This window comes from Streptomyces sp. NBC_01485, from assembly GCF_036227125.1.
Classification (GTDB): domain Bacteria; phylum Actinomycetota; class Actinomycetes; order Streptomycetales; family Streptomycetaceae; genus Streptomyces.
Window position 1 is genome coordinate 8244836 of sequence record NZ_CP109435.1, and the last position, 10771, is coordinate 8255606.

The following is a 10771-nucleotide window of genomic DNA, read 5'->3' on the forward strand; positions in this document are numbered from 1 at the left end:
AGCCCCTCACCACCCCTTCAGTGCTCTTTCGGGCACCCTTTGACAACCACTGTCTTCCATGGAACGGTCCACACCATGAGACCGCCGACCATCCGTGACGTCGCCGACCGGGCCGGTGTGTCCAAGTCGCTGGTCTCCCTCGTGCTGCGCGGCTCCGAGCAGGTGCGCGCCGAGAAGCGGGAGGCCGTCCTGCGGGCCGTGCGCGAGCTGGGCTACCGGCCCAACGCGGCCGCTCGCAGCCTCAGCGAGCAGCGCACCCGCACGGTCGGCGTCCTGCTGCACGACCTGCGCAACCCCTGGTACGTCGACCTCCTCGACGGCCTGAACTCCCTGCTGCACGCGAGCGGCCTGCACATGCTGCTCGCCGACGCCCGCCTCAACCGCCGCGCAGGCCAGGACCCGGCCGGTCCCTTCCTCGACCTGGGGGCGGACGGACTGGTCGTCGTCGGCACCCTGCCCGACCCGGCGGCCCTGGAGACCGTCGCCGCCCGGATGCCGGTCGTCGTCGCGGGGGCCCGCGAGCCGGTGCCGGCCGGGGTGGACCTGGTCGCCAACGACGACGAGCACGGCGCCCGCCTGGCCACCGAGCACCTCGTCGGACTCGGCCACCGCCGCATCGCCCACCTCGCGGGGTACGGCGCCGCCGCCGACCTGCGCCGACGCGGCTTCGAGGCCACCATGAGCGCGCGGGGAGCGGCCGCGGCCGACGGGGCGCCGGTCGAGGCGGGTGACATGACCGAGGAGGGCGGCTATCGGGCCACCGTCCGGCTGCTCGCCCGCGCCGACCGGCCCACGGCCGTGTTCGCCGTCAACGACATGACGGCGGTCGGGGTGCTGTCGGCGGCCGAGGAACTGGGCCTGCGCGTACCGCGCGACCTGTCCGTGGTCGGCTACGACGACACCAGCATCTCCCGGCTGCGCCATGTGTGGCTCACGACCGTCGACGGCGCCGGCCGCGAGGTCGGCCGCCGGGCCGCCCGCTGCCTCCTCGACCGTCTCGAACAGCCCGGGGGAGAGGGGCGCGTGCACCTGGCCGCACCGACCCTGGAGGTCCGGGGGACGACGGCGCCTCCGCCGACGGACTGATCGCGTACGCCCCGCGTGGCATCCCGGCAGAACTGGTCGGTACGACGGGTCGGCACGACTGGCGGGCCGTGCGGGGCCGGGTGATCGTGGGGCCCATGGCGGACGACACCGCGGCGGCGGGCCGGCCGCACCGGCAGGACACGCGCGAGGCGCTGCTCTTCGGCGGGGTCTACGGCGCGGTCCTGGCGAGCTCGATGGTCGCCGCGCTCACCCAGTACGGGCACAGCTCACAGGACAGCCGCCGCTACGACGCCATCTGGCTGCTGGTCACGGCCCTCGCCTCCGCGCTCGCGCACGGCTACGCCCACTACATCGCCGAGCGCGCCCCGCACCGTCGCGGGGACGCGCTGCGCACCCTCGCCGAGGAGTGGCCGTTGGTCGCGGCCGTGCTGCCCACGGTCCTGGTGCTCGCGGGCGCGGGCTGGGGCTGGTGGCCGGCGAACGGGGTGGAGTACCCGGCGTTCGCCCTGAACATCGTCATGCTGTTCGCCCTGGGCCTGGTCACGGCCCGCTGGTCGCACCGCCCGTGGCGGGTCGCGGTGCTGATCGGCGCGGTGGACGCGCTGCTCGGCGTGATCGTCGTCGTGGCGAACGCGGTCATCAAGTAGTGAGCCCATAGCCCATGCAACGGGTGGCCTGCTGGTGCGCATGCCGGTCGCCGGGCGTGCCGTCGACCGGTCCGGTGCCCATTTGAGCCGGGGTTGGATTCGGCGTTCGGCGTTCGGCGTTCGGGGTGCGGTCGGGAGGGTCCGGGGGCACGCTCGAGGTATGGGTGAGCGTCGGGATGTTCGCCGGGCGGGCGCGTCGAACGCCTCGCACCGGGTGCTGATGATTCCGGGCGCGCTGTGCACGACCGAGTTCTACGCGGACGTCATGGCCGAGCCTGCGGTGGCGGGCCTGGGGATGGTCGCGGCGACCCAGCCGGGCTTCGGCCGTACCGAGGCGCCCGAGGACGTGTCCATGGAGAACTACGCCCGGCTGATGGCGGAGTTCGCCGCCGAGTCCGGTTGCGACGCCGTCGTCGGGCACAGCCTGGGCGCGAACGTGGCGATCGAGATGGCCGCGCTGGGCCTGTTCAAGGGGCCACTGGTGCTGCTGTCGCCGACCTTCTCGCGTGGCGACGAGGCGACGTTCCTGACCGTGCTGAACGCGGTGGGCAGGGTGCCCGGCCTGGGCGGCGCGGCCTGGACGGCCCTGCTCAAACTGCTGCCCTGGTCCGTGAAACACGAACTGCCGCCGCAGCGCGCCGAGGCGCTGGCGGCGGTCATGGGCGGCAACGATCCGACGGCCTGCCGACGGATCGTGCGGGGCTACTACGCCTACCTGGACCGGTATCCGTCGCTGGCCCCGAGGCTGTGCGGGGCGGGCGTGCCCGCCTGGGTGGTGCGCGGCGACCGCGACATGATCGGCCTGACGGACGGCGAGCGGCGCGACCTGCGGGCCTGCCCGCAGGTCCGCATGGTCACCGTGGCGGACGCGGGGCACCTCCTCCTCGTCGACCAGCCGGCCGCGGTCGCCGAGATCGTCGCGGAGGCGGCCACGGCGTCGGTGCGCTGAATCGCGCGTGGTCGGGGCCGGGGCCGGGGCCGGGGCGACCGGAGGTCGGGATGGTCAACTCCCGTACGCCGTACGGGTACTGCGCGCATCGCCCGTCAGTCGCGGCGGGCCACGAGCCGGTACGCGTTGGAGACGCCCAGCCGGTGTGACAGCGGACGCACCGCGAAGCGGTCGAGCAGGGTGCCCGCGATCAGCGCAGGGATCCCGGCGACGAGCAGCGCTGCGCGCAGGGTGCGGCGCAGCGCGCCCGGCGGTCTGGGCAGCCAGGGCGCGTCGTCGCGGGGGGCCGCGTGGTCCAGCGCCAGCCAGACGGCGGCCAGCAGGTCGACCGGGTCGTGCGGCTCGGCGTGCTGCTCGTCCACCACGGTGAAGCCCAGGTCCGTCAGACGGCGGCGCAGATTGGCCACCGGGACGAAGTGCAGGTGCTGCGGCTGCAACCAGGGCAGCCAGAAGCGGCCCAGGAGGCGGGCGTAGCGGCTCTCGGGGTCCGGGACCTCGATCAGCAGATGTCCGCCGGGTCGCACCGTCTGCCAGGCGGCGCGCAGTTCGCGGTCGGGGTCGGTGCTGTGCTCCAGGTAGTGGAACATGCTCACCACGTCGTAGCGGGCGGCCAGTTCGGGCGCGAGGTCGGGGAAACTGCCCCGGTAGCCGTGCTCCACCCGGCCCTCCCGTTCGGCGAGTTCGACGCCGTCGGTGAAGTCGAGCCCGTCGAACGTCGTCCCGGGCAGCACCTCCTGGGCGGCCGCGCAGAAGTGACCGTGCCCGGTGCCGACGTCCAGCCAGGTCTTCGGCCCGGGATCGTGCGGCAGCATCGACTCGGCCCGCCCCCGGTACATCTTCGTACGGCCCCCGAAGGTGTCGCCGAGCTTCTTCTCGCCCAGCCCGTCGTAGAAGTCCCGGTAGTAGAACTCCAGGCCTTCCGCGCTGAGTCGGGGGTTCTGGAAGGTGTGCCCGCAGGCCTCGCAGCGGTCCAGGACGAAGCGGCCCGGCTTGTGCTGGAGCAGGTCGGTGGTGCGCAGCCGGGTGGTCAGTTCGCCCGAGCCGCACCAGGGGCAGGTGGTGCTCCGGGGCTCGAAGAAGCGCTCCAGGCCGGCCGCGATGTCCGCCTGGTAGGCGGGGCGCAGCGCGGCGATCCGCTCGCCGGTCGAGGTCGAGGTCGAGGTCGAGGGCGCGGCCGTACTCGCGGTCGGCTCGGTCTCGTCGCGCTCGGTCTTCTCGCTGCTCATCTGAACTCCCTGGCCAGCTCGTCGAGATGGGCCGCGGCGGCCTGGGCGCCGCCCGCGGCGCGGAACGCCGTACGGATCCGGTCCGCCGCGGCGCGGTACCCGGGGTCGTCCAGCACGGAGTCGAGTGCCGCGCCCAGTTTCTGCGCGGTGACCCGGCCGAAACGGACCCGCACCCCGGCCCCCGCGTCCGCGACCTGCCCGGCCACGACCGGCTGGTCGTCGCGGATGGGAGCCACGACGAGCGGAACCCCGTGCCACAGCGCCTCGCACACGCTGTTGTGCCCCGCGTGACAGACCACCGCCCCGACTCCTCTTCCCAGCAAGGTGAGTTGAGGCACGGACGGCACGATCAGTACGTCCTTGTCGTCGCCCTGCGGCGCCAGCGTGCCGCCCGGATCGACGATCACCCCCTGCACGCGGTCGGCCCGCTCCCGCAGCGCGCTCCGGCACTCGTCGAGGAACCGGCCGCCGACGTCGGTGTTCGCGGTGCCGAGCGTGACCAGCACGGTGGCGCGGCCGGGGTCGAGCCACTCCCAGGGGAAGCCGGAGGCGGACGGGCGGGCCGTGATCGACGGACCCACCCAGCGCACCCCCGTGTGTGAGCCGCCCGCCAACTCCGGTGCGCTGAAGGCGAGTACGAGATGCGGGGAGAAGCGGGGGTCGGCCGTGCCCGCCGGATCCCCGACGGCGGCCCGGAGTTCGGCCAGCCGCGTGTCCAGCCACTCCCTGACCTTGGGCAGCCCGGAGAGCGGGTCGGTGAACTCGGCCGACGTGGTCGCCGAGGTCGCCCACGGCAGCCCCAGCCGCTCCGCCACCAGCGCCCCGGCGAAGGCCTGTTGGTCGGCGACGACCACGTCCGGCCGGAACTCCCGGACGGCCGCCCGCACGCCCGGCGCCATCGCCTCCGCCAGCGGCAGCAGGTACCACTCCCACAGGAACTTCAGCGCCTCCGGACCGCGCAGTTCGGCGGGCCGCTCACCCTGCGGGCCCCCGGCACACGCGAAGACCGCCCCGGCCCCGGGGCCCGCCAGCCGGCTCACCAGCTCCGGATCGGGACAGGCCCACGCCACCAGGTGCCCACGCGCGGTGAGTTCGGCGGCGACGCCGACCGCCGGGTTGATGTGCCCGACCAACGGCGGTACGACGAACAGGAATCGGCTCACCCGGCCGCCTCCGCCGCCACCCGTCCGGCCTCCTCGACGAGCGACAGGATGTGCCCGCCGACCGTCCCCGAGGCCTCCACGAGGACCGAGTGCTCGTGCCCCGGTATCACCACGGTCCGGCAGTCCGGCAGCATCGCCTCGAGCCAGGGCGCGAGTTCGGCGAGGTCGGAGTCGCCGCCGTACAGACCCAGCACCGGGCAGCGCACCGCCGCTATCTGATCGTCCGTCAGGACACGGCTGGCCGGGATGTCCCGGCCGAGGCTGGTCTCGCGGGCGAGCCGGGCCGCGCCCCTGGCCAGCCGGGCGGTGTTGGGGCCGCGGTGGGCGGTGATCCAGGCGATCGCGTCCGGCTCGTTGTGTGCGAGCTGGCTCACGACCCGGTCGAGGATCCCGCCGAGCTTCACCGCCCAGGCGGCGGTGGCCGGTTCGGACTCGATGAGGCTGACGCTCGCCGCCCGCCCGGGGTTCCGGGCCGCGTAGCCGAACGCGATCGTGCCGCCGTAGGAGTTGCCGACCAGGTGCACGGGGCCGGTCACCGCGAGCCGGTCGAGCAGCGCCTCCAGGTCGTCGATGTTGTCGTCCAACGTGTAGCCGTCGACGGGGCGTTCACTGCGGCCGTGGCCGCGCAGGTCGTACATGACGACGTCGAGGCCGGCCGCCGCGAACGCGGGTGCGACGGTGAAGTAGTAGCTGGCCAGGCTGTCGGTGAGCAGACCGTGCACCAGTACCACGGTGGCGGTGGCCGGCCGGCCCGCCGGGGGACCGATCCGCTGTACGTGCAACCGGACGGCGCCGGTGTCGACCATCGCCATGACTCAGCTCGCCCCCGCGCTCTTCAGGCTGGTCACGACGTACTCGACGAGCCGGCCCACGGTCAGCTCGATGATCTCGTCGAACTCCATGCCGGCCAGGAACTCGGCGAAGTTGACCCGGTCGCCGTACCGCTCCTGGAGCAGTCCGGCCAGGGTGACCAGGTCGATGCTCTCCAGCTCCAGATCGCGGTTGAAGGTCGTCCGCATGCCGATCTCGACGTCGTCGACGCCGTACTCGTCCTCCAGAAGCCGCGCGAGCATGCCGGTGAGGTCGGCGAGGACGGACTCCTCGTCGGCGGTGATCTCGGCGGTGGGCTCGGTCGGCTCGGTGGTGACGGGGGTGTGGGGGGTGGGGGAGGTCATCGGGCTTCGTACTCCTCTGGGGTGGTGTGTCCCGTCGTCCATGCCACTACGTACGAACGGTCCGGCAGCCGGGGCGGGTTGGCGGCCGGTGCGCAGTGCACGGTGTAGGCGCGTTCCAGGCGGCCCGCGACGGTCAGCCGGTCGCCGGACGGCGTCGCGTCGAGGACCGTGAAGTCCCGTGGCCGGCCGCCGAATCCGGTGCCCTCCGCCTTGGCTACGGCTTCCTTCGCCGCCCAGAAGCGGGCGAACCACAGGGCCTCGCTGTCGCCGGTGCGGCCCGTGCTGTCGGTGTCGCCGGTGTTGGTCGACAGGCCGTGCAGCAGCCGCAGTTCGTCCGTGCCGAGGGCTGCGGCGAGGGTCTCCGGGGTGCGGTCGGCGACCTCCGCGATGTCGATCCCGGGGCCCGGGCCCGGGGTGTGCGGCCGGACGATCGCGACGCCCGCCTCCGCGCAGTGGGCCAGCGAGACGTCCAGCGCGGGCAGGACACGGCCGTGCACGCCGGTGACGTACGGGCGGCCCGCCTCGTCGTTGTGCACCCGCAGCTCCGCCGGGAAGACGGGGCCCTCGCCCTGGTCCCACAGCCACTGCCGGACCGCGTCCTTGACCGCGATCCGGCCCAGCAGCCACTGCCGGCGCCCGCGCGGCGGATGCTCGGCGTATCGCGAACGCTCCACGCCGCCAAGCGAGTTGCGCATGATCAGCTCGCGGGACGCCAGGTCCGGCCACCGCTCGTGCAGCAGTTGCCAGCCGCCCGGCCGGGCCTCGGACAGGGTGTTGAACTCCGGGAAGCGCTCTACGGGTTTGGTCGTGGGGTCGTTGTCGAAGCGGCGGTCCTGCCAGCCGTACAGCTCCGCCCACACCGCGCCCTCGACCGTCAGTTGGACGTCGGCCTCCAGGAACGTGTCGGTGAGGTCGGTGATCCGCACCAGGCAGCCCACCTCGGTCCCCGGCACCGGATGCGGCCCGTGGAACCGCATCTCGCGCATCCCGACCGGGAACACGACCGTCCGCTCCGTCCGCGTCGCCATGATCCAGTAGCCGAGGATCTGGCCGACGTTGTCCAGCAGCGCGCCGGGCGCGGGCGGGGTGGTGATGACTCCGCGTACGTGGCGGTCGCCGATCGCGGTGAGTTCGGTGACGCCCTGGAACGCCGGGCCGTGGAACATCCACCGCTCGTCGTAGAGCTGGGCGGCGGTGTGGTCCGGGGCGCGCTCGGCGTCGGGATCGACGGGCCAGGGGGCGGGGGAGGGAGTGGGGTACGCCGTGGCGAGTTCCACCGTGGCGCGGGCCCGGGGACCGAAGGAGACGGCGAGCCGGTCCGGGTCGTCCTGGCCCTCGGGGGTCACGGTCACCTGCACGTCGACGGCGGGGGTGGCGGTGAGCCACTCCTCGAACCGCGCGCCGTGCACGGCGACCGGCACCCTGCCGGGAGCCGACCCCTGAGCCGCGTCCGCCGCCGCGTCCCTCGCCGCGTCCATGATGTGCTGCACGATCGTCGTCGCCGGGACGACCGGCCACCGGTCGGCGACGTCGGGCCAGCCGGGCCGCTGCGGGAAGAAGCAGTGGTCCAGGAGGTAGGGCATGGTGTCGGGGGAGACGTGGACGGTGCTGTGCCTCGGGCCGACTGGCCGCTGAGGCGCAGGGGTTGCGGCCCTGCTGGCCCCGGCGGTCATGAGGGCGGCGGCCGTGTCCGCCGTCTCGCGGAGCAGGGCGCTGAGTTCGGCGGCCATCGGCGAGCGGGCGACGAGGGCGTCGAGTGGCGAAGGTGCGCCGGAGCTTGCCGTGTGGATGGGGGCGGGGCGCAACTCCGCCCGTAGTTCGGCCCGTAGTTCGGTGAGTCTCTCGGGTGCGAGGGAGACCAGAGCACCCCCCAAGTCCAGTTGCACAGGGGGTCGTTGGGCTTTGGCGCCTGTAGCCGGTGTGAGGGAGGGGGCCACCGTCGCCCCGGCCGCCCACAACGCGGTGGCCACCCGGCGGAGTTGGGCCAGGCCGGTGCGGTGGGGCGAGTTGGCGGCGACGACCAGGTGGTCGTGGCCGCCCAGGGTGTCGCCGACGAGGGAGCCGAGCTGACCGGGGCCGACCTGGACGTACACCCGGTGACCGGCCGCGTACAGGGACTCGGCCAACTGCCGGAAACGGACGGGCTCCAGCAGGTGCCGGACGAACAGGGACCGTATCCCCGTCTCGTCCGCGGGGAACGGCGCGGCGGTCGTCCCCGACCAGACCGGGGTGTGCGGCGGATGCAGCCGGAACCGGTCGGCGGCCTCCTTGATCGGGCCGAGATGGGGTTGGAGCATCGGCGTGTGGAAGCCCGACCGGAACGGCAGCACCTGGCTGAGGACACCCCGGGCGCGGAAGGCCCGCACGAAGGCGTCGACCGCCGCCTCCGGGCCGCACACCATCGACTGGCCGGGCGCGTTGTCGTGCGAGAGCACGAGGCCCGCCGCCGTCCCGCCCTCCTCGCGCAGGGCGGCCAGGACCTGTTCGGCGGACGCGCCGATCGCGCCGAAGGCGAGCCCGGGGACCGTCACCGAGTCCGGGTCGAAGCCCGCCATGAACGCGTCGACCTCGTCCCCGGCGTACAGCCCGGCCGCCGCCATCGCCGTCCATTCGCCCACGCTGTGCCCGGCGACCGCGTCCGGCACGATCCCGCTGCGGCGCAGCGCCGTGTCGAGGAGACGGCCGACGGCGACGACACCGAAGCCGTGCCGGCCCACGTCGCCGGTCCGGTCCCCGTCGACCGGGAGGGCGGGCAGGCCGAAGTGGGCTGCCACGTCGTCGACTTGGGGAGTGAAGTCGCCCTCCAGGCCGGGGAACAGGAACGCCAGCCTGCCGTGGCCTTCGCCCAGCAGGGGGCTCGGCCGGAACCAGACGTCGCTGCGGCCGTGCCAGGGCCGCTGCTTGGCGATTGCGCGACGGGCCAGGGAGAGACGCTTGGCGGTCGGGTCGACGATGCCGAGACGGGCCGGGCCCGCGTCCTGGTGCGGGTGGGAGGGGTCGAGTCCGGCGGCCCGTACGGCGCTGTCGTCGGCGTCCAGGAAGGCGGCGAGGCGGGTGGGGGAGTCGGCGGCGAGCAGCAGGATCCGCTCGGGTTCGGCGACTTGAAGTGCCGGACGGGCCGGGGCGGCGGGGCGGTTCCCGCGGGCGCCCGGCGCTTCCTCCAGTACCACGTGCGCGTTGATCCCGCCGAAGCCGAACGCGTTGACGGCGGCCCGGCGCACGGGCTGTCCCGCGGTGGTCTCCCAGTCGGCGGCCTTCTCCAGGGTGCGGAACCGGGTGCGGGCCAGGGCCGGGTGAGGGTCGTCGCAGTGCAGCGTCGGGAGCAGCGTGCGGTGGTGGACGGCGAGCGCGGCCTTGACCAGGCCGGCGACCCCGGCGGCGGGCATGGTGTGCCCGATCATCGACTTGACCGACCCCAGCACCGCTTCACCGTCGCCGGGTCCGAACACCTCGGCCAGTGTGATGAGTTCGGCGCCGTCGCCCGCCGGGGTCGCGGTGCCGTGCGCCTCCAGCAGGCCGATCGAGCCGGTCTCGGCGGGGTCGAGCCCCGCGGCCCGCCACGCCTGCCGCACCGCCTGCGCCTGACCGCCCGGATCGGGGTTGACCAGCCCGGCCGCACGGCCGTCGCTCGCCACCCCGGTGCCCCGGATCACGGCGTAGATCCGGTCGCCGTCGCGCTCGGCGTCGGCGAGCCGTTTGAGGACGACGACGCCCGTGCCCTCGCCGATCAGGATGCCGTCGGCGTCCCGGTGGAAGGGGCGGCTGCGCTGGCTGGGGGAGAGGGCGCGGAGCTGCGAGAAGACGCTCCACAGGGTGATGTCGTGGCAGTGGTGGACGCCCCCGGCGAGCATCAGGTCGCAGCGCCCGGAGGCGAGTTCGCCCACCGCCTGGTCCACGGCGACCAGCGACGAGGCGCAGGCCGCGTCCACGGTGTACGCGGGTCCGCGCAGGTCCAGCCGGTTGGCGACCCGGGAGGCGGCGAGATTGGGCACCAGGCCGATCGCCGACTCGGGACTGTCCGGGCCGAGCCGCTCGGTGAACGCCGCCCGCACCCGGTCCAGTTGATCGCCCGTCAGATCGGGCAGCAACTCGCCCAGGGTGCGTACGAGTTGGCCCGCCGTCCGCACCCGCTGGTCGAGCCGGACCAGGCCGGGGGTGAGATAGCCGCCCCGGCCGAGGACGACGCCGACGCGCCCTCGGTCGGGGAGGCGGTCCGTGCCGCCCGCGTCGTCCAGGGCGGCCGAGGCCACGTGCAGGGCGATCAACTGGTCGGGTTCGGTCCCGGCCACCGAGTTCGGCATGATCCCGAACCGGGTGACCTCCACCGCCGCGAGCCCGTCCACGAACCCGCCCCGCCGCGCGTACACCCGGTCCGCGACGGCCGGGCCGGACGCGCTGCCGGGACGGTAGTACTCGGCGTCCCAGCGCCCGTCCGGCACCTCCCGGATCGCGTCCACGCCGTCCCGCAGGTTCCGCCAGTACGCGTCCAGGTCGCCCGCGCCCGGCAGCAGCACCGCCATCCCGACGATGGCAACAGGAACTTGACGTGCAGTCACCATGTCAT

At 74.1% G+C, this 10771-nt stretch carries 8 protein-coding genes; 3 read left to right on the forward strand and 5 right to left on the reverse strand.

The annotated features are described in order from the left end of the window. Nucleotides 1–75: 75 nt before the first annotated feature. The 3 genes from OG352_RS36295 to OG352_RS36305 all read left to right on the forward strand — a co-directional run bounded on the left by OG352_RS36295 (nt 76) and on the right by OG352_RS36305 (nt 2643). Complete coding sequence (locus OG352_RS36295; RefSeq protein ID WP_329222739.1) at nt 76–1086, forward strand: LacI family DNA-binding transcriptional regulator; 1011 nt, start codon at nt 76–78, stop codon at nt 1084–1086. A gap of 95 nt (nt 1087–1181) precedes the next feature. Beyond that, complete coding sequence (locus tag OG352_RS36300) at nt 1182–1694, forward strand: hypothetical protein (protein ID WP_329222740.1); 513 nt, start codon at nt 1182–1184, stop codon at nt 1692–1694. A gap of 160 nt (nt 1695–1854) precedes the next feature. Continuing rightward, the gene (locus tag OG352_RS36305) at nt 1855–2643 is read left to right on the forward strand and encodes an alpha/beta fold hydrolase (protein ID WP_329222742.1); all 789 of its coding nucleotides are present in this window, start codon (nt 1855–1857) and stop codon (nt 2641–2643) included. Between the two features lie 95 nt (nt 2644–2738). Here the strand turns inward: OG352_RS36305 and OG352_RS36310 are convergent, their stop codons facing one another. The 5 genes from OG352_RS36310 to OG352_RS36330 all read right to left on the reverse strand — a co-directional run bounded on the left by OG352_RS36310 (nt 2739) and on the right by OG352_RS36330 (nt 10766). Next, nucleotides 2739–3776, reverse strand: coding sequence for a class I SAM-dependent methyltransferase (locus OG352_RS36310; protein WP_329224096.1), 1038 nt, complete (start codon nt 3774–3776; stop codon nt 2739–2741). 89 nt (nt 3777–3865) lie between these two features. Continuing rightward, nucleotides 3866–5032, reverse strand: coding sequence for a glycosyltransferase (locus tag OG352_RS36315; protein WP_329222744.1), 1167 nt, complete (start codon nt 5030–5032; stop codon nt 3866–3868). Further along, nucleotides 5029–5844, reverse strand: coding sequence for an alpha/beta fold hydrolase (locus tag OG352_RS36320; protein ID WP_329222746.1), 816 nt, complete (start codon nt 5842–5844; stop codon nt 5029–5031). The genes OG352_RS36315 and OG352_RS36320 overlap by 4 nt, the downstream gene beginning before the upstream one ends. 3 nt (nt 5845–5847) lie before the next feature. Then, on the reverse strand, nt 5848–6207 hold the full coding sequence (locus tag OG352_RS36325) for an acyl carrier protein (RefSeq protein ID WP_443072435.1): 360 nt from the start codon (nt 6205–6207) through the stop codon (nt 5848–5850). Beyond that, complete coding sequence (locus tag OG352_RS36330; protein WP_329222748.1) at nt 6204–10766, reverse strand: polyketide synthase; 4563 nt, start codon at nt 10764–10766, stop codon at nt 6204–6206. Before OG352_RS36330 ends, OG352_RS36325 begins: the two co-directional genes overlap by 4 nt. Nucleotides 10767–10771 lie beyond the last annotated feature (5 nt).

What these genes read in the sequence shown, in the direction of transcription:
- OG352_RS36295 (WP_329222739.1), top strand. Translation starts at nt 76, where the DNA reads ATGAGACCGCCGACCATCCGTGACGTCGCCGACCGGGCCGGTGTGTCC.
- OG352_RS36300 (WP_329222740.1), top strand. Translation starts at nt 1,182, where the DNA reads ATGGCGGACGACACCGCGGCGGCGGGCCGGCCGCACCGGCAGGACACG.
- OG352_RS36305 (WP_329222742.1), top strand. Translation starts at nt 1,855, where the DNA reads ATGGGTGAGCGTCGGGATGTTCGCCGGGCGGGCGCGTCGAACGCCTCG.
- OG352_RS36320 (WP_329222746.1), bottom strand. Translation starts at nt 5,844, where the DNA reads ATGGCGATGGTCGACACCGGCGCCGTCCGGTTGCACGTACAGCGGATC.
- OG352_RS36325 (WP_443072435.1), bottom strand. Translation starts at nt 6,207, where the DNA reads ATGACCTCCCCCACCCCCCACACCCCCGTCACCACCGAGCCGACCGAG.
- OG352_RS36330 (WP_329222748.1), bottom strand. Translation starts at nt 10,766, where the DNA reads ATGGTGACTGCACGTCAAGTTCCTGTTGCCATCGTCGGGATGGCGGTG.